Source organism: Paenibacillus sp. JT31N7 (genome assembly GCF_059692095.1).
Window position 1 is genome coordinate 368,122 of the sequence record NZ_JCAUAT010000005.1, and the last position, 19,857, is coordinate 387,978.

Annotated in this window: 20 protein-coding genes; 2 read left to right on the forward strand and 18 right to left on the reverse strand. The window is 41.1% G+C overall.

The window, feature by feature from the left end; genetic code table 11:
* Nucleotides 1–24: 24 nt before the first annotated feature.
* The 7 genes from AC58P5_RS22000 to AC58P5_RS22030 all read right to left on the reverse strand — a co-directional run bounded on the left by AC58P5_RS22000 (nucleotide 25) and on the right by AC58P5_RS22030 (nucleotide 8,590).
* A complete protein-coding gene (locus tag AC58P5_RS22000; RefSeq protein ID WP_497390351.1) occupies nucleotides 25–1,722 on the reverse strand; it encodes a glycoside hydrolase family 3 protein in 1,698 nt (565 codons plus the stop codon).
* A 14-nt stretch (nucleotides 1,723–1,736) separates the two neighbouring features.
* Nucleotides 1,737–2,543 (reverse strand): tyrosine-protein phosphatase, encoded by an 807-nt coding sequence (locus tag AC58P5_RS22005; RefSeq protein ID WP_497390353.1) that lies wholly within the window; start codon nucleotides 2,541–2,543, stop codon nucleotides 1,737–1,739.
* 144 nt (nucleotides 2,544–2,687) lie between these two features.
* Complete coding sequence (locus AC58P5_RS22010; RefSeq protein WP_497390355.1) at nucleotides 2,688–4,232, reverse strand: sulfatase family protein; 1,545 nt, start codon at nucleotides 4,230–4,232, stop codon at nucleotides 2,688–2,690.
* A 90-nt stretch (nucleotides 4,233–4,322) separates the two neighbouring features.
* On the reverse strand, nucleotides 4,323–5,825 hold the full coding sequence (locus tag AC58P5_RS22015; protein WP_497390357.1) for an ABC transporter substrate-binding protein: 1,503 nt from the start codon (nucleotides 5,823–5,825) through the stop codon (nucleotides 4,323–4,325).
* A gap of 80 nt (nucleotides 5,826–5,905) precedes the next feature.
* Complete coding sequence (locus AC58P5_RS22020) at nucleotides 5,906–6,793, reverse strand: carbohydrate ABC transporter permease (protein ID WP_497390359.1); 888 nt, start codon at nucleotides 6,791–6,793, stop codon at nucleotides 5,906–5,908.
* Nucleotides 6,794–6,808: 15 nt separating this feature from the next.
* Entirely contained in the window at nucleotides 6,809–7,741 is a 933-nt protein-coding gene (locus tag AC58P5_RS22025; protein ID WP_497390361.1) for an ABC transporter permease, read from the reverse strand.
* A gap of 195 nt (nucleotides 7,742–7,936) precedes the next feature.
* Nucleotides 7,937–8,590, reverse strand: coding sequence for a TetR/AcrR family transcriptional regulator (locus tag AC58P5_RS22030; protein WP_497390363.1), 654 nt, complete (start codon nucleotides 8,588–8,590; stop codon nucleotides 7,937–7,939).
* A gap of 427 nt (nucleotides 8,591–9,017) precedes the next feature.
* Here AC58P5_RS22030 and AC58P5_RS22035 point away from each other — a divergent pair, with 427 nt between their 5' ends.
* Both AC58P5_RS22035 and AC58P5_RS22040 read left to right on the forward strand, forming a co-directional pair.
* Nucleotides 9,018–9,722, forward strand: coding sequence for an IS3 family transposase (locus AC58P5_RS22035; RefSeq protein WP_497390365.1), 705 nt, complete (start codon nucleotides 9,018–9,020; stop codon nucleotides 9,720–9,722).
* Nucleotides 9,723–9,766: 44 nt separating this feature from the next.
* Nucleotides 9,767–9,874, forward strand: a complete 108-nt coding sequence (locus tag AC58P5_RS22040) for an IS3 family transposase (RefSeq protein WP_497390435.1) — start codon at nucleotides 9,767–9,769, stop codon at nucleotides 9,872–9,874.
* 804 nt (nucleotides 9,875–10,678) lie between these two features.
* On the opposite strand, the gene AC58P5_RS22045 is transcribed toward AC58P5_RS22040, so the two are convergent.
* The 11 genes from AC58P5_RS22045 to aroA form a co-directional block, all read right to left on the reverse strand.
* Nucleotides 10,679–11,497 (reverse strand): ABC transporter permease, encoded by an 819-nt coding sequence (locus AC58P5_RS22045; RefSeq protein ID WP_497390367.1) that lies wholly within the window; start codon nucleotides 11,495–11,497, stop codon nucleotides 10,679–10,681.
* Between the two features lie 3 nt (nucleotides 11,498–11,500).
* A complete protein-coding gene (locus AC58P5_RS22050) occupies nucleotides 11,501–12,481 on the reverse strand; it encodes an ABC transporter ATP-binding protein (protein ID WP_497390369.1) in 981 nt (326 codons plus the stop codon).
* 15 nt (nucleotides 12,482–12,496) lie between these two features.
* Nucleotides 12,497–13,297: an ABC transporter permease gene (locus AC58P5_RS22055; protein ID WP_497390371.1), complete on the reverse strand. Its 801-nt coding sequence runs from the start codon at nucleotides 13,295–13,297 to the stop codon at nucleotides 12,497–12,499.
* Between the two features lie 18 nt (nucleotides 13,298–13,315).
* Nucleotides 13,316–13,657: a CPBP family intramembrane glutamic endopeptidase gene (locus AC58P5_RS22060; protein ID WP_497390437.1), complete on the reverse strand. Its 342-nt coding sequence runs from the start codon at nucleotides 13,655–13,657 to the stop codon at nucleotides 13,316–13,318.
* A 488-nt stretch (nucleotides 13,658–14,145) separates the two neighbouring features.
* A complete protein-coding gene (locus AC58P5_RS22065; RefSeq protein ID WP_497390373.1) occupies nucleotides 14,146–14,400 on the reverse strand; it encodes a PqqD family protein in 255 nt (84 codons plus the stop codon).
* Nucleotides 14,401–14,414: 14 nt separating this feature from the next.
* Nucleotides 14,415–15,221: a hypothetical protein gene (locus AC58P5_RS22070; RefSeq protein ID WP_497390375.1), complete on the reverse strand. Its 807-nt coding sequence runs from the start codon at nucleotides 15,219–15,221 to the stop codon at nucleotides 14,415–14,417.
* A 41-nt stretch (nucleotides 15,222–15,262) separates the two neighbouring features.
* A complete protein-coding gene (gene cysC / locus AC58P5_RS22075) occupies nucleotides 15,263–15,859 on the reverse strand; it encodes an adenylyl-sulfate kinase (RefSeq protein ID WP_497390377.1) in 597 nt (198 codons plus the stop codon).
* Nucleotides 15,860–15,876: 17 nt separating this feature from the next.
* On the reverse strand, nucleotides 15,877–16,536 hold the full coding sequence (locus AC58P5_RS22080; RefSeq protein WP_497390379.1) for a hypothetical protein: 660 nt from the start codon (nucleotides 16,534–16,536) through the stop codon (nucleotides 15,877–15,879).
* A 22-nt stretch (nucleotides 16,537–16,558) separates the two neighbouring features.
* Nucleotides 16,559–17,815 (reverse strand): DegT/DnrJ/EryC1/StrS family aminotransferase, encoded by a 1,257-nt coding sequence (locus AC58P5_RS22085; protein ID WP_497390381.1) that lies wholly within the window; start codon nucleotides 17,813–17,815, stop codon nucleotides 16,559–16,561.
* Entirely contained in the window at nucleotides 17,812–18,528 is a 717-nt protein-coding gene (locus tag AC58P5_RS22090) for a sulfotransferase family 2 domain-containing protein (RefSeq protein WP_497390383.1), read from the reverse strand. The genes AC58P5_RS22085 and AC58P5_RS22090 overlap by 4 nt, the downstream gene beginning before the upstream one ends.
* Nucleotides 18,529–18,541: 13 nt before the next feature.
* Nucleotides 18,542–19,834 (reverse strand): 3-phosphoshikimate 1-carboxyvinyltransferase, encoded by a 1,293-nt coding sequence (gene aroA / locus AC58P5_RS22095; RefSeq protein ID WP_497390385.1) that lies wholly within the window; start codon nucleotides 19,832–19,834, stop codon nucleotides 18,542–18,544.
* Nucleotides 19,835–19,857 lie beyond the last annotated feature (23 nt).

Sequence of the window (19,857 nt, forward strand, 5' to 3'; positions counted from 1 at the left end):
ATCCTCCTGACTGAACTATGCTTCTTACAGCTTCGCTTCCCAGCAGCCGCAGAAAGGGTCGACCGGGCTTATTCCCTTGAAATCCGATCTGCCAAGCAGCTTGTCGACAACTGCGTCAACGATCGTTTCGCTGCCCGAATAGGCGTTAATGTACGTTTGGACCCGCGGAACATCCTGTAGATGATAAGGACTTGCAACGGAAACGAACACGGTCGGGAGCTCCCGGACAAACCACGGGACATCCGCGGCGAGCAGCGGCTCCCAATCGATGCGTACCGTGGTCCGGTTACTTGCCGTTTCGATGTTGGCTACATATAACGCCAAATCGTATTGTGCGCTTAGCTCTCCTACCCCGCTGAACACCGCTCTGAAGTCAACATTTTTATTGTCGAAAACGGTGATGTCGAAACCTTCCGCTTTTAATTTTGCCTCCACATAGGAAGAAATCGGGGTACTGCGATGGCCTCCGCCATCTCCAAGAACGTATAGCAAAATACGCTTGTGCGTATCGATGGCAATCGGCAGAAGTTGCTGAGTATCTTTAACGAGCGTAACCGCTTGATCCGCACATTCCTTTGCCCAAACTTTATGTTCTTCACATTGTAATATCGCAAGTTCATCCGAATTCGGAACAAGCGTTCCATCCTGCTGCCGTTTATGCAAGCCGAGAGAAGCTTTGAGCGCCAAAATGCGCGTTACCGCTTCATCCAGTCTTTCTATCGTCAAAATACCGCTTTGGAGACCTTTCATCATAAAACCGAAATCTTCCTGGATATTTTTGTTGAACAGAAACATATCGCAGCCGGCGGCAATCGATTTCGGCACGGCGATTTCCCGCTTCTCCGCCATCATAAAGCCGGCCATCTGCGTAGCGTCCGTTACGACCAGGCCATTAAAACCGAGCTGCTGCCGAAGCAGCGTTTGAATCAGTTCGGGCGCCAGGGTCGCAGGCATTAATTCCTCGTCGATGATGCCGGGAACGAGTTTCCGCGAATAGGCAGGGAGCATAATATGGCCGACCATCACGGTCTCGGCACCTGCTTCGATCAGTTCCCGGTACACCATGCCGAACGATTTGTCCCATTCCTCCACGGAAAGCGAATTGACCGTAGTCAATAAATGCTGGTCGCGCTCGTCCACGCCGTCACCCGGAAAATGCTTGACCGATACGGCCAGTCCGCTTTTTTGAATACCTTCGGTATACGCTTTTGCCATTTTTGCGACTCTAGCCGGATCGGAACCGAACGCTCGAACATTCGTGATCGGATTACGGAAATTGAAATCAATATCGACGACCGGCGCAAACGACCAATTGCAACCGACGGCCCCTCCTTCTCTGCCGGCTACAACCCCTAATTTGTACGCCATTTCTTCATTGTCCGTCGCCGCAACCTGCAGTTGCTTACCGAAATAAGTGCCGTCAGCGGTAATTCCGTTGCCTCCGGACTCAAGATTTGCGGAAATGAGCAATGGCACCTTGGAATGCTCCTGCAAAAAACGGTGCACGTCCTGTACGGCCTTACCCGGCCCCGGCCGAAACATGATGCCGCCAGGCTTTACCCCCTCGATTAATGTTTTCAATTGCTGACGATCGTCGGTCATTCCGATCGGACAAAACAGCTGTCCGATTTTGTCCCTTACCTCCATTGTAGCCAGCGTTTCACGGACCCACTCTATATCTTCTTCCTTTAAATAAAAAGGTTTAGCCGCCAAATTTACCACGCTTATTCTCCCCTTTATTCCAAGCACATGCTTTGCAAAGTTTCCCGCTTTTGCTTCGTGAAGCCAAATTCCTCGGCTAAATAAGTGTCAACATGGCCATACGTCTCCTTGATCGAACCGAAAACGGCTTCCATATATGCTTCTTTTACGCCCATCATATTTTCGATATTTTGCAATTCCTCTTCATTCACATGATCGGCTAGCTGTTTCATGAGTTTCCCGTTGAATACTTTCATCGTTTCGTTGGTCAAAAGATAGTCTTCCATGACCGTTTCTTCCGGAACGCCGAGCGCCAGCAAAATCAAGGCAGCCCCGACTCCCGTGCGATCCTTGCCCGCCGTGCAATGATGCAGAAGCCCCAGGTTATCCGACTGTTGGATGATTTCCATTAACTGTTTATATGACGGATTGTTGATCGGAAGCTTCGTATACAAATCCATCATCATCGTATCTGCGCGAAATTGTTTGAAAAAGCCGCTTTTGACCATATCTATGATAAAATGATTTTTTCGATCAGCGTTCTCCGCATTTCCCGGCATGTTGATTTTCGATACTTGATTCGCTTTAATTGCCGATATGCGAATATTTTTTGCGCCCGCAAAAGCCGGATCCGGTTTTTTTTGCGCTTCATAATCATCGCGGTAGTCAAAGATCGTTTTGATATTCAAGGCTTGAAAAGAGACTAAATCTTGCTCCGACAAACCACTGAGTTCATCAGAACGAAAGAAAAGACCATATTTCACTTTCCGGCCATCGGCAGTTCGATAGCCTCCCATATCGCGAAAATTATGCGATCCTTCAAAAGTAATGACTCGCTGCATAGATAACACCTCATTATGATTTTTGTCCCATTGTCGAGTATCCCCGTTTCCAAACCCAGGACGTATTCGGATATAACATTATTGACCGTGGCCACTTCCTATAAGGCGTTTATGGTTCATTTGCGATTTATCTGCCACGTCTCTCTACCCCTTCATTTTTTGCATAATTTGCTTTTGAAGCATAACCATCGCCGCTTTCATATTTTCCGGGAACTCTTGCGGATGCTTTTGGATCAGTTCCTCCGCATATTGCCCTCTGCCGGTTTCCTCCAAGCGCTTCACGTAACCTTTCAGGTAGCCTTTGGCATGATAAGGGCCTCCCTCTTTCATGACGGTCCATAAGGGGTCTCTGTCATCGCCGGCTCTGCTCATCATCTCGTCATGCCACTCCGTTAAATAGTAGACGGCCTTCATGCAAACTTCTTTGTTGACGGCTGCGACATTGTGCTGTTCTTGGGGATCCTCGGCCAGGTTGTACAGCATTTCTTTATCGAACAAATGAAATCCATCATGATAGGTTCGAATATACATCCAGTCTCCGAAACGGACACTTCGTTGAGCTACGTGAGCGCATTGCGACAAGACGGCGAATTCTCGTCCACAGCTTGCGCCGTTTTTCAGAACAGAAGCATAACTTACGCCATCCCACTGCGGTATCATCGGACCTCCGGTCATCTCCGCCAGTGTCGGAGCCAAGTCCAGATGAAGATGCAGACCGTCATCGACAATTCCCTGCTTCATCCCCGGCCAGCGAATGATCATCGGCAGGCGGCACGTTCCCTGATCGGCCGTGGCGTGCTCGCCGTATATTCCAAGCTGCCCCATATTCTCGCCATGATCGGCGGTGATGATAATGATCAAGTCATCCAGTACGCCCTGCCGCTCCAACGCTGCAAATAAACGCCCGAGATGTTCATCCATGTATCGGATTCCACAATCGTATCCGTCGATCATCTTTCTTAACCCGTCCATGTCCTGAATCTCGCCGGGTTGACGCGGATAGCCCGAATGAGTTTGGTTGTCGAAGGTTTTATTCATATAATTGATAGTTAACTCATGGACGCAGTGCGGACCGACTTTTTGCTTATGTCTTTCTAATACTTCCTCAGTCAGCCACTCCGGCAGCGGGTCGTTCTCAAAAGGATTTCCATATTCCAACGGAACCCGGTAAGGCGTGTGAGGATCCCAGTAATTGATATACAGGAACCAATCTTCCTTCTGCGCGTTTCGCGCGATCCAATCAAGCGCTACCGGTGTGACATGCTCGGCAGATTCATGGCCGTGTTTGCCGGTATTGATAATCTCGTTAAACCCCGCATAAAAGTGAAAGGTGGAATGGCGCTGGGCAAACGGGCTGATGAGAACCGTATTCAGATTTCCAACCATATTGAGATATGAGGGCAGCGAACCGGCGTACGTAAGCCTACCCATCAATTCTCGCTTTTCCCCCTCAAGTTTCATGTCCCCCGCAGTACCGCCATGCCCCACCAAACCGTTTCTAATGCCGAATTGCCCGCTCATCAGCGCTGTCCTGGAGGGAGCGCAAGGTGCGTCCGAGGTGTAATAATTCGTAAAGCGAACACCTTCTGCCGCAATCTTGTCAATATTGGGAGACGTGTTCCGATGATAGCCGTAGCATCCCAAGTGATCGGGGCTTGTCGAGTCCAGATCCAGAAATAATATTCTCATTTTTTAAACCCATTCCTTTCGCTTCGATCAAGGTACAAACGGAATGAAATCCGTAAACTTGGAGCCATGTTTTTGTAGAGCTTACAACCGCTATTTCTGGGTATTCGCCCATTCATCAAGCTGCCTCTGCTTCTCGCTTATGATTTTATCGATACCTGCAGACTTCAATTTGGCGATAAACTTCGGCAAATGTTCCGCAGGATCGAGTGTCCCCGTATCCAACCCCAGGCCATATTCGGATACAACGTTATTGACCGCTGCCAATTCCGTTTTTACCTTATCAACGCTAAAAGTAAATCCCAGCGCCTTCGATTTCTTCGCACTCTTGTTGAACTCATCTACTTTCTTCCAAATATTAGGATCATTTGCAGGCCATGTGTAGGACAGAAATTGATTGCCAAACATATACGGCGTATTAAAGTTGTAGCCATTATTTGTGATGTCTACGCCTGCCGGATAATCGATCACATTCTCCGACTTCTTCACGTAATTCTTTCCTTCGATCCCCCAAGCTAATGTGTTGTACAACTGTTTATCCGAATAGAGCAGATTGAGAACCATCATCGATCTTTCCGGATCTTTTGAGTTTTTTGGAATTCCCCACATCATGCTCGTGATATGGTCTGTGGTCGTGTATGCCGGCGTCATCGGCACCACCGTCATTTCCTTGCCGGCTTTCCTGGAAGCTTCAATTTCGGATTCAGGCTTTAAATTCGAGAAATAGGCAAATGCTTTTCCCGCCTTCACGAGTTCCCTGCCATCCGTCTTGCTTGTAGCGGCATCCTTCAGCAAATAACCGGCTTGATACCATCTTCTCAATATGTTCAATTGGTCTGCATATTGCGCGGTTTCGTACCAGTTAACCACTTTCATGTTATTGTCATAGTCCGGCAATACGCCTGCGCCGCCGTTCAAACCGTCGTAAGTAACATAGCCCGCATAAAAAGGACCGGTTCCGGGGTTCTTGGCAACAAGCGGAGTCATATTCGGCTCATTGTCTTTAATCGTCTGGAAGACGGAGTCCAAATCATCCAACGTTTTGATTTTGCCCAAATCGACTTTGTATTTGTCGACAAGATCTTTGCGCATCAGAATTCCATAGTAGGATCCCATTTCTTTTACCGCAGGTATCGAATAGGTCTTGCCGTTTATTTTGGAGGCTGAAAGCTGATAGGGCTCAAGCGCTTTTTTAATACTGTCCCCGTATTTTTCAACCAGATCGTCGAGCGGAAGCAATTGCCCTTTCGCCACCTGCGTGCCGTAATTGAATCCGGCCGACGTGAACATCAGATCGACCTTCTCGTTGCCCGCGAGCATCAGATTCGTTTGCTGCTGCCATGCGCTGATGCTGATCGGGGTTAATTTGACGGTTGTGTTGATCTTCTCCTTCAAAATTTTGTTCATTTCGTCCTGTACGGCTTGCAGGTCTTTTTGATCGTTTCCATAGAAAGCCATCGTCACCTCGTAGGGTGCCAAGTCCTTACCGCTCTTCGCCGCGGACGGGGTCGAATCGGTCGCTCCGCTTCCGTTTTTTGCACTGCAGCCTGCCAGCAGCATGCCTGATGCAAGAATGATCGCTACCCCTGATTTCATCCTGTTTTTTTTCCTATTCATTCTTCAAACCCTCTCCAATTTTAGGTTTTATGTTAACCAGCCGATTACTGGGTAATGCCTTATCCTTTTACCGCCCCAATCGTAAGTCCTTTCACGAAAAACTTTTGAAAGAAAGGATATGCGATCAGAATAGGGATAATCCCGATAACAGCCATCGCCATGCGCGTCGTTTCCGTCGGAATGTTTGCCGCCGAATCGCTCTGAGTTCCCGAGAAATTGCCGCTGCTCAAAAATTGGATGTCAAGCAAAATCCGGTTTAACATGTTTTGCAAACTATACAGTTTGCTGTCGGTTATATAAATCATGCCGTTAAACCAGTCGTTCCAATAATGGATCGTTTGAAATAATCCGACGGTCGCCAATATCGGAAGGGACAGCGGCAACACGATTCGAACAAACGTGATGAATTCTCCTGCGCCGTCAATTTTGGCTGATTCCATAACGGGAGCAGGAATTGAAGTCGTAAAAAATGTTCTCATCAGCATGACGTAAAAGGCGTTTGTCAAAAGTCCGGGCACGATGAGCGCGAGCAATGTGTTTTTCAAATCGAACAATTGGGTGTACACCAAATACGTAGGCACGAGACCACCGTTAAATAACATCGTGAAGAAGACGAAGAATGCCCAAAATTTATTCATCGGCATATCCTTTCGCGATAACGGGTATGCAAGCAGTGAGGTTATGATCAGGCTGACCACAGTCCCGATCACCGTGACGATAATCGTGATTCCATAAGCGCGAAATATTCTGTCCGCATCCTGCCATAAATATCGATAAGCGGATAAGCTGTATGCCTCTGGAAAAAATGAATACCCATGACGAACAATCGACTGCTCATCGGTTATGGAAGAAATAAAGAGCAAGATAAACGGCAGGATACACGAGATCGCGACGATCAGCAGAATGACGTTAACGCCCCATTGCCATATCAAATTTTTAACTTTCAAGCAGTTTTCCCCCCTTTAAATTAATGCGTTGTCGCTGTTGATTTTTCTGACGATATAGTTTGACAACAAGACGAGCACAAAACCGACGAACGATTGATACAATCCGGCTGCCGAGGACATACCTACATCGCCCAGCGTCATGAGCGCGCGGTATACGTACGTATCGATCACGTTAGTCGTTGATTGCAATGCTCCTGCATTAAGCGGTACTTGATAGAACAGGCCGAAGTCGGAGTAAAAGATGCGTCCGATCTGAAGCAGTGTCATGACCGTAATAACCGGCGTGATGAGCGGAAGCGTGATGCTTTTGATCTGCTCCCATTTGCTTGCCCCGTCAATGGTTGCCGCCTCGTAATATTCGGGATCAATCCCGATAATCGCGGCTAAATAAATGACGCACAAATAACCGGCGCTTTTCCAAATGTGGACGAACGTCAAAATGTAGGGCCAGTATTTTGATTCGCTGTACCATGAAATATCCGACATTCCGAATAACGGCATGATCGTCTTGTTCACGAAGCCCGTTTCCAGACTCAACATCGCAAACACCAGATAGCCCACGATGACCATGGAAATCAGGTAAGGCAGCAATATAACGCTTTGATACAAACGGGATAAGAACTTTTTCTTCACCTCATGAAGAAGGATGGCGATACCCACCGCAATGACCAGGTTAAGAAGAATAAAAACAACATTATACAAAATGGTGTTTCTGGTAATAATGAGAGCGTCCGTCGTCTTGAACAAATACTCGAAATTTTTAAGCCCAACCCAATCGCTGCCCATAATTCCTTTGCTGTAATTATAATCTTTGAAGGCAATAGTCAGGCCGAACATAGGCAAGTAATTATTGATCACGATATAGATGAGTCCCGGCAACATCATCAGATAAAGCGCAATGAATTGTCTTCGATTGCTTGTCCTCTTCGTTGCAATTATTGATTTCATGTCCTTTTTCCTTCCTGTTGTTGTCATCTGTATTCGATAGTCATTTACCTATGATTAATACTAGTTAACCGCTAGTAAACACCTTTATTATAAAGTCCAATTATTCGAAAATTATCAAATACATATAATGAAATTGTAAAAGAAAAACATAAAAAAGATGCTTTCCACTTGAGAAGAGCATCCTGATTTCTCTATTCATTCATTTCCTTGCGGTTTCAGATACACTAGTGCCATATCCAGCATACGTTCCAGAATTGCAGCAGGTTCGACTCCTTGGTCCAAATGCAGCACCTTTCCTCTAACGATCATACGTTGCAAGGTAGCCATTACAACATTGCTTAATGTAAATGTTAAGACATGAATATCGATATCGCTTCGAATCGATCCATCCCGAATCCCTTCTTCAAGCAGCGCGTAAAATGGATGAGTGCCGCTTCTCAAGAAGGATATATACCGGCCTTCAAGCTCTGCATTCACATAATTTTCCTGATATAAAGTATCGAACATGGCAATGAACCGAACATAGTTGGCATGTTGTTTCGAAACGCTTATCATGTGCTCCAGCAGGTGCCGAATCTTTTCAAAGCCATTGTTTCCCTCGGGGGAACTGAGATTGACAGCGTCCCAAAAGGCTATTAAAACGTTCATTTGTACTTCAAAAACAATCTCATCAAGTGATCGGAAATATTTATATAGCGTTACTTTGCTAATGCCGCAGAACTCGACAACATCTTTGAGAGTTACCGCGGACAAGCCCCGTTGGACGAACAACTGCTGCGCACCTTGAATAATATCTTCACGCCGCTTATTCCTGTGCTGCTCCAATTGTTCCTTCCATCTTCGGTCCACGAAGATTCACCCTTCCTTGAAACATTGATTATTTCGTCATTTTAGCATGTTTAGGAATCATGAACCAAGTCAGGTCCAAGAAACAAAAGATTAATATTTTGTAAACAATTTTGATAGTCCGTTCACCGAAAAGACAAGCACGACACTAATCAAGCTCTTCAGCATACTGATTGCGACGGAAACGGAATAGCTGCCGCCACCCCGAGGAGAACGTGTCTTATCGAGAAGCTGCCAAAGAACTGGGCATACGCAATAAGAGTCAGGTAATCGTCTGGGTCCAGCGATATCGAGAGGGGCAGCCCCTTGTACAAGAGACCGCTCGTGAGGGACAACCGAAGACCGAGTTTGCGAATATGGAAGAAGAAATGGCTTATCTAAGAGCGGAGATTGCATACTTAAAAAAGCGGTATCCAAATCTACACGGGGAGTGACGAACAAAGGCAGTCGATGTGAGATTATCGAGGAAATGAGACGAGAGTATCCGCTGAAGTGGCTGCTTCACCTGGCGGACATTTCACGGGCCGGTTACTACAAGTGGCGAAAGAGATGCTTGAGACCAGATCCACGCAAGGAGCAGGAGTTGCTGCTAGCGGACCACTTGATGGCCATGCACCGTTTGCGTCCCTACTCCGGCTACTCGGCTGCTTTACGAAAGGAGGGGCTGCATGTCAACCACAAACGGGTTTATCGGTTGATGAAGAAGCTCGGCATTCAATCGGTCATCCGAAAGAAGCGCCGCTTTTTCGGTAAGCAGGTATCGGTAGTTCATCCGAATCGATTGGGGCGCGAGTTCCACGCGCAAGCACCGCTGCGCAAACTCGTAAGCGATATTACCTACATTCGTGTAGGGGATCGTTTTGTGTACCTCTCGGCAGTCCAGGATCTCTACAACAACGAGATTGTGTCCTGGCACCTTTCCGGGCGTAATGACCTTGCTCTTGTGACAAAAATGCTGGATAAGCTGCGTGCACAGGCGGACCTTACAGGCGTTCTCCTTCATTCTGACCAAGGCTTCCAGTACACTTCAAGGCCATTCAACGAAAAACTCGCAAAACTGGGGATGGTGGGCAGCCATTCGAGGCGGGGAAACTGCTTGGACAATGCCTCTATAGAATCTTCTTCTCTCACTTAAAAACAGAGAACGTCTATCTTACTTCTCCCCAGACTGTTTCTGAACTGGAACAAACCCTTCATGACTACATCTTGTTTTACAATAATGGTCGTTTCCAGAAAAAATTAAACAACCGTTCCCCGGTTGAATACCGGGAAACGGCTGCTGCTTAATGACATGTCTTTTTATTCGCGTCTACTTGACGGGGGGTTGACCAATCCATTGAATGCAGTCGTCTTTTTAGGAAGCCATGCTCCCGCCGGTCTGTTTCCCCTTATATCTCCGAACCGCTGCGCTCGGAATAACTATTAATTCGGAATCAGCGTCGGCCCCAGAATACAAACGATTAAGTTGTTCTCCATCTGATTAAGCTCCCCGCTAACTTCTTAAGACCTTCTCCGCTTGCTGCATTTCCGAATAAGGGTCATGTTGCATTTACGTTAAACTCCTTAATCCTTGCCAAAATTGTCTCCAGCGACGTATTGTATTGGTTTTGCTCTAATTCGCTCAAAGTTCCTTGAGACAACCTACCCGAGTTGAAGATTCCGTTTGGTTCATCTGGATTTTTTTCTAATCTCATGAATTTGCTCCCCGAGCATTGGCTACAATCCCTTCTAAATAAAAATATCCCGATGACCTGACCAAGCATCATCGGGACTGTTCTAGCGGTTCCACACTTTTTATCGGTTCCACACTTTTATTACGGGTTCCATAAATCTTTATCACCGAACAAAATGGTAGTAAATTTAGAAAAACAAGAAAATAAAGTGTTAGACTGATTCTCTTGTCTAATTACTAAGATTACTGATTTCGGAAGGACGATGAACCTTCCATGATTACTTCACTGATGATGCATTGACTTTTGAAGGGAAATAAAAGCTGAAATGAGAAGTAATATAGAAATCGGAATACATTCTTATTTATTTAGTATTTTTTCCAAACGCGAATGTCCATTCTGATAGTATTAAGTAAAGTAATTAATAAAAAGATAATGTCCCTTTGATTCTCGCATTTTTTTCAGCTTTTTTTAAGAGAAACGATGTGAGAATAACCATGATAAAAATCCAAATGATCAATGCAACAGATGAAAAAATAATAGTCGAGTTACTGCTGGTACCGATTACTAGCCCACGAAATATAATCAAAATGAAGGAAAGTGGAAATAATGACGAAACAATTCTCGCCCAAACAGGCATTGAGACAATAGGGATTTTCGTTCCTGAGAATAATTCCATCGGGTCTTGAAGAATCATGTATAGCAATCCGGAATCTCTAGAAAACAAAAATAATACGTTTAAAAAACCTCCCCATATAATTGCTACAAAAACGAGTACAATAAAAGCAATGGGAAAGTATAGTAGTTTACCGATTATAATTCCCTTAAAACAAATAAGAACAGCTATCGTAAAAACAAAAAACATCCAAATATTTTCAAACAGTGATCCTGCTGCCCTACCATAAACGATTGCCATTCTATTGGCAGGGCTTAAAAAAACGGTTTCGATCGTTCCATACTGTCTTTCAAACCCCATTTGCCAAGCACTTTGTGAAAGCGAACTGAACGTGATTAACCCCAAATGCCCAATAATTAAAAAAGTAATTAGACTGGATTTTTCGCCATTAACCATTAAATATGAAGAACTCAAGAAAGGTAAAAAACTAAAATAAGAACTAACAAACAGCAAAATGGGCCATATAAGAAGTGAAAAATAAATTAATGCTGAATGAAAATTATGATAATGTTGTTTTTTGATTTCGGCATTTATGACGTATAAATTCCTAAGTATCTTTGACATGTTTCATTCTCCTGATGCAAGCTTTAATAGAGCGTTTTCCAAACGAGGTTCTTTTGCAATAAAACTAAGGATTTTTACCTTTTCGTTTAATACTGCCATATATACGGAGGTTGTTATATCTTGTGACGTACTGATTTGCACACAAATGCCGTTATCTCGAGCAATATAATTTATTTTCCCCTTCACATTCTGAATCAATTTGTTCAATTCATCTTTTAATTTACTGGTTAATTCAGATAATTCAAATTCTATTTCTATTTCAGGGTAAAGCGATCTAGCAAGATCTTTGGGTCGCCCTGAAATTATTATCTCGCCTTGACTCATCACATAAATATAATCGCATAACTCTTCGGCTTCCACTAGATAATGTGTGGTAAGTAATATTCCTTTATTCATGTCTTGCGATAACTTTTTAATATATCCTCTTATTTCCTTTGATATTGATATATCCAAACCTAACGTCGGCTCATCAAGGAAAAGGTATCGTGGGTCATTAATAAGCCCTCTTGCGATTTGCAATCTCTGTTTCATTCCCTTGGAGAAACGCTCAACAGGGACGTTTATAACTTCGTGAAGACCTACCATCTCAATCAGGTTTGTAATTAATTGTTTCTGTTCTTTTTTGGGTATATGATATAAAGAACAAAAATATTCCAAATTTTCTCGGGGAGTAAGTCTCCAGTATATATTTCGTTCCCCACCTGTAATAACGTTTATTAAAGGTTTCACCTTTCTTGGATTATTAATAACATCGATTTGATCCAAATATATAGACCCCGAGGAAGGTTGAATTTGAGTCGACAGCATCTTAATCGTTGTGGACTTTCCCGCACCATTGATCCCCAGTAAGCCTACAATTTGACCTGGTTGAATGCATAACGATACATCCTTAACAGCTTGAATTTTGGTTTGACTACTTGGCAAATACCATTTATTTTTATTTTTTTGAATATAGAATTTTCCGATGTTTTCAGCTATTAACATCTATTATCCTCTTTTCTAACTAAATGAATTTTCCATTATTTTCCTCTCTATTTTTTTCAACAGAAATATTGCGAATAAAAAATATACTAAAGTAAGAATTGTTAATTCAATAAGAGCAGATTGGTATTGTCCACCATATAAAACGTTACGAAAAACTTTTAATGCTGATGTTAACGGAAAAGTGTGTCCAATAACTTGTACCCATTCAGGCAAATAATTTACAGGAAAAGTCACCCCTGAAACGATATACATAAGAAGAAAAACAGTATTCTGAGTTAAAAAAGTTTCGCGTATAGCTAGCATTATTGTAGCTAACATCATACCCATAGCTAAAAAACTTAATAAGATTAATACAAGTATAAGTATAACTAGTGGTAAATTAGAAAATTGAATATCAGCTCCAAAAATAATACCAATGATAAAAATAACAATAACTTCAACGATTGTCCTTGATAATTGTTCTAGGAATATTCCAATAAAATACCCAGTCCTAGAGGAGGGAGAAATCAAAAGTGGTTCTAACGTGCCTTCTCGTAATTCTCGAATGAGTGAGCGCCCAATGGCTAATAAATTCGAAATGCATAGGGTATAAAATATCGTACCTAATACAATAAATGACATATAGTTATTTGTTCCGGTATATTCAAGAAAATTAGCATTTAAATTTGTTTTGAACACATAATGATAAATAAAAAAAGCAGACAGAATCGTAAAAAAACCTGTAATAATATTTGATAAGAAAAAGGATAGAGGAAAAGCTCGTCTCGAGACAATAAAATTACGCATAAAATTAGCCTTGACTGATTTGAGTATCATTACATCTCCTATTTTTTGTTATTGATTATTCCTTGATAATAAATATCTGAATACATTAATAACTAATGTTAGAGAATTATAAAGCAGGTGTCCAAGGATAGCCGGCCAAATGGATGAACTTTCAATATAAGTTAAATACCAAACTAAGCTCAAAGAAAAAAGAACAATATATGACTTAAGATTAAATCTATTTCTCGTAAGTGGTTGGATCCAATGCGCCATACAAAATAATAATCCACTTAAGACTGCACTAAAATAACCATTAAATATATCTGGAAGAAATGATCTATAAAATAATTCTTCAAGGAATGCGCTCGAAATAAGGGAATACTGTACGATAACAAAATGCTTCGTGCTCATTGGACTTAAGACATAGTAAAATTCTCTAGTAAAGAATGGTTTATAATCATTCCATTGCACCAATAACCCAACAATGGACGCGAGAGCTGTCAGCACGTAAACCCAATTTTTTTCAAGTAAATTTAGATGGAATTCTGGAAAAGAAAAAACCGATCCTGGCAATAAATAAATAAATGCAAGTAGAAGAAGCCTAACAAAATCCTTCAATAGACTACCTCTTATTTTTAATATAAATGCTTGTCCATAAATAATAAGAAAAAAGAATCCAATATATAAGAAAAAATTTGTATAAATAGAATTTCGCCACCTGTGCTTGAGAGTAAACTATATAGGAGAAGGGCACCTTGTCTTCTTTTGAATCATTGGACTACACTACATATTAAAGCTTAGTGTTTGAAAATTGCTACAGGAGTAGCCACTTTTTTCAATTGGGGCTTTTTGTACATGCACTCACCTCCTCTCCTTAAGATGCCCTTCTCCTACGAAGCTTAACTTACTTGGACTAATCCGTTTTTAATTAGATCGTCAATAAACTCTCTTATATCTTTTTCCACTTCATTACTGCAAACACTATATTGATTTGCAATTCTTTCAATTATTCCTTCCAATGAAACTTGGCCATCGATTAGTTCCCAAACAAAAATACCTACCTCATCTAATTGATATGTTTCATTACGCAAGCCGATATAACCGACTTTATTAACTACTCTATAATTTGCAAACATATTTCTTTTTAATAACATGAGATGGTTCCTCCTTACAATTGTTGTTTATTTCTTAAATACTCTTGTACCTTGATGTTTAAATGATGACAATAGTCCATTACTTCCCTGATGTAGGATTCAAATCTATCAACGATAAACGGTTGATTTTGCAATTTCAGGTACGCTTGGGGCAAAATCTGACTTCCTGCTTGCTCTGAATATCGTGAAAGCATTCTATAAAGCCATTTGGGATTTGGATTCGTTTCACCATAAGTGGCAAGGAATCCGGAAGTAACAATGTTTATCAGTTGCCTGCTCATAAAAAATGCAGTGCCAAGGTCGTTCGATTGATATGCACCTTGAAGATCTTCTAGAAGGGCATCGAATAGTTCCGACTTTTTAACGGCGACATAATAGCTCAAGTTATCCTTTCGTATTTGACTAATTGTCTCGGTGAAAAGGCATTCATTGAAGATACATTTTCCGTATTTAATTCGATGCAATAGATCCAATTCTTTATCTCCGAACTTTTCCAAATACTTTTCGGAATTCATTTCGATTGCATTGATTTTGTTTATAATTTTTTGGAAATTATTCTTCGTCCAATATTCAACATCGTAGCGTTGATTATTCATAATGAAATTATGAATAATTTGATCTTTTGTTTTAATCACTGCATCCTTCTCTGAAAATGCATTGTTGTCGAAAAAGTTTTCAGTGCAAATAATGTAAACGTCAATATCCGATGTCGAGTTACCAAACCCCTCCAAGGTCGAGCCTGCTATGTACCCAAAACAGGATTTATCTTTCGTTATATCTCCCAACAAATTTAATAGCTCTAGTCTTGTAGAAGCTTCCAACCTCCAACACCTATCTTTCTTTTCTGTTTGAAAATCATGATTCAATTAATTATCTGATTACTTTTCAATAAGTTATAAATCAAACTCACCGATTCTTGGATTAAATATTTCTCGGTATTGATTACGATATCCGGTAAAATAGGTTCCTCATACACACTGGAGATCCCTGTGAAATTATTGATTATGCCAGACCTTGCTTTCTGATAAAGACCTTTTGGATCTCTTCGTTCGCATTCTTTAAGTGAGCATTCAATGTATACTTCAAAGAATTCTTTCTCTTTAAACTTTTTTCGTATGGCGTCCCTTTCTTCTCTAATCGGAGAAATGGAAGATACAATGGTAATAACACCAGCATCAAAGAAAAGTCTGCACACCTCGCCGATGCGGCGAATATTTTCTTTTCTACCTTCAATTGAAAAGTTTAAATCACTATTTAGTCCATGACGAATATTGTCGCCATCTAATACAAAGGATCTTATCTGATTGTCGAATAATAACCTTTCAAGCTCCATAGCAATAGTTGACTTTCCAGACGAGGAAAGGCCTGTAAGCCAAACTATGCAACTCTTATGTTTGTTCAGAGTATATCTTTCATCTATTTCTACTTTATGTAGGTACTGATAACAGAAATCTTCCATTAGATCAACCTTATTCGTTATTTATTTTGGTTCAATAGTTTATGAAAGTGCGAATATTCCGGTCTCTTTTTCGTGAAATCTAAGGCGACACTTTTTATGGCATTGAAAGTTTCATTAGGATGGCCTTCTGTATTAATATGATGTGTTGGATATTTAATGTATTGATCGGCTTCTTCAAATGCTTCTTTGTATATTTCCAACTTTTTCTTGTTGCCGAAACTCAAAATATGATCACCTTTGTCTCGTTCTAATATCCTTTGATGAGCCACTTCAATCGAAACATCTAGAGAATATGAGATATCTGGGAACTGTATGAAATTAAAAATTTCCTCCAAGCGTTCGGTTCCCGAAAACTTCCATTGGATGGCGGTTGCAATCCACCTTCTCGTATATGTATCCGTAATTATTACTTGCGAAATATCATTGATAGGCTTAATATTGATCAGAACTTGGTTGACCATTTCCAAAGCATGTGCGATTTCAACTTCGTTGGCTGAAAAATAATCCAACCAATGTTTGTGTTGTTTTTTATTGGCTACCATCGCTAGTATCCGTTTATATGTGCTTCTTAAGGTTCTTTGGTAACATGGAATACCATTTTCATTAAAATACCTGAAAAGTTTATCCATCTGTGATGTCTTACCAGATCCGTCTATTCCCGAAAATTCAATAAGCATATAAACCCCCAAATATATTGCATTAATATGAATAGAGTTTGGAAAAGTTATCTCTTACTTTGCAAAATACCTTCTTGTATTGTTCGATAATATGTTCTGCCGGTTCATAAAACTCTCTGGTATCCCAACCAAGCAACGAACGCAACAATTTATCACTTTGTGAAAAGTTCTTGGTATTTATTGTCGACAGCAAATCGGAGGATTGATAAGAAGTTAACGGTGACTGGTCTGTGAAAAGAAGTTGCTTGTGCAAAAACTCCCTTGGCTTGGTGACATTAACACCCTCAGCCTTCAACACATTCATGATCACATCTCTCTTAATTTCCTTATTTTCCCAAGAACAAAAATAATTATACCAAGTTCCTGATGTGAATTTTTCATGTCTAGAAGGTGGTATTAATTCGGGAAGTGTGCTTTTTATCACCTCCTCAAGCTGGTTAAGGTTCGAGTTTTTAACGTTTATTGTTTCTGGCAATCGAAATAAGTGATCCAATGCAAGCGCAGCAGCGATTGGTGTCCCCCTTAGGTTCGCGCCAAATCCAGTTCCTAAATATTTTCTTAAATTTTCGTTACTAATTTGAATCTTGGCTCTATGTTTTGGTTGACCGAATACTAATGCTCTTTCATATACTTCACGATTGCGAGTAACTAGAATACCAGCCATTCCACCGGATATCATTTTTTTTGTTCCGATGCTAAATGCTGCTACATCACCGAATGTCCCAACATTCTGTCCATTCCAACTAGCACCATGAGAATGGGAACAATCTTCGATGAGCGCCAAATTATACTTTCTTGCAATCTCGCAAACTCGATCCATATTTGCGGGATGACCCCAAATGTGGGTAACGACAATCGCCTGAGTTTTGAAAGTAATTTTGGATTCTGCGTCATCCATATCCATGCACCCTGTTTGGATATCCGAATCACAAAGTACTGGCCTTAAGTTTAATAAGAAAAGAGGTGTCGCCGTGGCACGAAAGGTATTAGTTGGAACCAGTACTTCGGCACCATAATCAAGTCCGAGCGCAAAATAAGCTGAAAACAACGCCGCCGTTCCTGAACTACAAAATATACCGTAATGCCCTTTGCAGTAATTCGCCGTGAATTTTGTTTCAAACTCTTCAATTAATGGATCAATCTCGGTTGCTTCAATGTTTCCAGTTCTAATTCTCTCCAAAACTTTTTGTTCTACTTGTTCACTATAGAAAGGCCATTTTCGAAATGATAAGTTTTTTATCGCAGGCTCTCCACCATCGATTGCCAACTTTCCGCTCATATATCGGCGCGCCTCCAACGACTGAATGAATTGAATTGATAATGAAATTGATTGATTTCCTTAACGAATATTTCATTGATACGATGCGCTTCATGGTCATTTAGTATTTCGTGATAGGGCCTTCTATCTACCCTAAACTGAGTTTTAGCTCTTGGTAAGACTGGTGTTATCGGGAGTTTGAGTTTTTTGCAAATAAAGTCAAAGTCTTTTTCAAGCGATTCGAATTTTCCAATATAATCAACGACCACTTCATCGTCGATTGTGTAAAGTTTGTAATTTAACGCGTCTGCGCTTTCACCCGAATCAATGAAATCAATCATGCTTGGACGTGGTTCCGATTTATACCTATGAAAATATAAAGAAACGACTTTATCCCATGGATTTCTCTCAAAACAAAATTTGAAATAGTTATTCCATATTTCTGGTCTTAGGTGTTGTCTTATTTCTTGAGCAGGCATGTGGTTATAGAATTTCAGTTTTTTTTTACCTAGAATTCGATTTTTAACATCATGTAATTTATATTCATGCCATGAAGCAAAACAATTTTGCGGTCGTAATCCATTATTTTTTTTTCGAATCTCTTCATCCCGAGGGCTGATTGGAGTAATAATATCATTCTTATCAAGCAAGCCAGATAGCGCAATTTCCATGCTCGTACTGGCTGTTTTTCTGCTTCTAATAAAAATAAATTGATATTTGTGTGAAATAATCATGAATCAATCATCCTCAATAAAGTTTATTAAGATCCTCCCAAAAATGAGGGTACGTTTTTTCTACGCACTGTGGATCCAAAATCTTTAAATATCCGATCTTGGAAGCTAAAACGGCAAAGCTCATGGCCATTCTATGATCATCATACGTTTCAATTTCTATATAATCCTGATTCGCCGGGATATTTTGTTTATTGATGATGACGTAATCGTCACCTTCTATTATTTCAAAGCCTATTTTCCTTAACTCCTTCACTGGTGCAGCAATTCTGTCACACTCTTTAATTCTAAGTGTCGATAAGCCTGTTATTTTCGTTGTTTCAGGAATTAGCGGAGAAATTGCGATGAGTGTTAAAGCAACGTCCGGCATTGTTTCCATGTCAATCTCATGTAACGGGTTTAATACTCCTCCTTTAGGCCCGATAACGGTTGTTGTGTCTTTTGTTGATATTATTGTCGCCCCTAGCCTATCAAGAACTTGAAAAAAACCATAATCCCCTTGGAAAGTAGAGTTTCCTAAGTTTCTAAATGTTACTTTGCCTCCATGAATCGTTGCGAGAGAACTGAAGTAAGAGGCGGCAGAGGCGTCTCCTTCAACCATAATATTGACGGGTTGATACTTTTGCGGCTTTACGGTAAATTTCTGATAGTTCTCATTTTTGATATGGACGCCAAATTTATTCATTTCATTAATCGTTATATCTATGTATGGTTTGCTCACCAACTCCCCCTCAACATTCAATTCAATTCCGTCCGGAAGCAACGGCGCGATTTGAAGAATCGCTGAAAAGTATTGACTCGATCTGTCACCTTTTAATGTTAGTTCTTTATTGAAAGATTTTGGGCCTGAAATAGAGAGTGGAAGGTACCCATCATTTCTAGAACTAACATCTGCTCCCATTTGACGTATCGCTTCTATTAGATATTTATTGGGTCGGGCTCTTAGCGATTCATGGCCATCTAGATGCGTAACTGCACTACGTAAAACTGACAAGGCAATCAGGAATCTAGTGGATGTTCCGCTATATCCAATATCAAGATCTGCTTCATGGGTACCAAAATCACCATTTGTTCCAGTTACAATCCACTTATCGACTTCACTATCATTAATGCTTACACCCAACCTTCTAAGCGCTTCCTTCATTCTGGATGTATCATCGCAAATACCTGGAGAGTATACCTCACTTACCCCATCGGCTAATGAAGCTAAAATTAAATCGCGTAGTGTTATAGACTTACTCCCAGGGATATTCATAGTAATATCAAAAGATTTTTCGAGTAATTTTACTTCCTTTGGCAAGTTATTCATAGCCATATCTCCTTGTATTGTTT

Coding starts and splice junctions, on each gene's coding strand:
- AC58P5_RS22005 (WP_497390353.1), bottom strand. CDS start 2,543: ATGCAGCGAGTCATTACTTTTGAAGGATCGCATAATTTTCGCGATATG.
- AC58P5_RS22010 (WP_497390355.1), bottom strand. CDS start 4,232: ATGAGAATATTATTTCTGGATCTGGACTCGACAAGCCCCGATCACTTG.
- AC58P5_RS22015 (WP_497390357.1), bottom strand. CDS start 5,825: ATGAAATCAGGGGTAGCGATCATTCTTGCATCAGGCATGCTGCTGGCA.
- AC58P5_RS22025 (WP_497390361.1), bottom strand. CDS start 7,741: ATGAAATCAATAATTGCAACGAAGAGGACAAGCAATCGAAGACAATTC.
- AC58P5_RS22045 (WP_497390367.1), bottom strand. CDS start 11,497: ATGTCAAAGATACTTAGGAATTTATACGTCATAAATGCCGAAATCAAA.
- AC58P5_RS22050 (WP_497390369.1), bottom strand. CDS start 12,481: ATGTTAATAGCTGAAAACATCGGAAAATTCTATATTCAAAAAAATAAA.
- AC58P5_RS22055 (WP_497390371.1), bottom strand. CDS start 13,297: ATGATACTCAAATCAGTCAAGGCTAATTTTATGCGTAATTTTATTGTC.
- AC58P5_RS22060 (WP_497390437.1), bottom strand. CDS start 13,657: ATGAGCACGAAGCATTTTGTTATCGTACAGTATTCCCTTATTTCGAGC.
- AC58P5_RS22065 (WP_497390373.1), bottom strand. CDS start 14,400: ATGTTATTAAAAAGAAATATGTTTGCAAATTATAGAGTAGTTAATAAA.
- cysC (WP_497390377.1), bottom strand. CDS start 15,859: ATGGAAGATTTCTGTTATCAGTACCTACATAAAGTAGAAATAGATGAA.
- AC58P5_RS22080 (WP_497390379.1), bottom strand. CDS start 16,536: ATGCTTATTGAATTTTCGGGAATAGACGGATCTGGTAAGACATCACAG.
- AC58P5_RS22085 (WP_497390381.1), bottom strand. CDS start 17,815: ATGAGCGGAAAGTTGGCAATCGATGGTGGAGAGCCTGCGATAAAAAAC.
- AC58P5_RS22090 (WP_497390383.1), bottom strand. CDS start 18,528: ATGATTATTTCACACAAATATCAATTTATTTTTATTAGAAGCAGAAAA.
- aroA (WP_497390385.1), bottom strand. CDS start 19,834: ATGAATAACTTGCCAAAGGAAGTAAAATTACTCGAAAAATCTTTTGAT.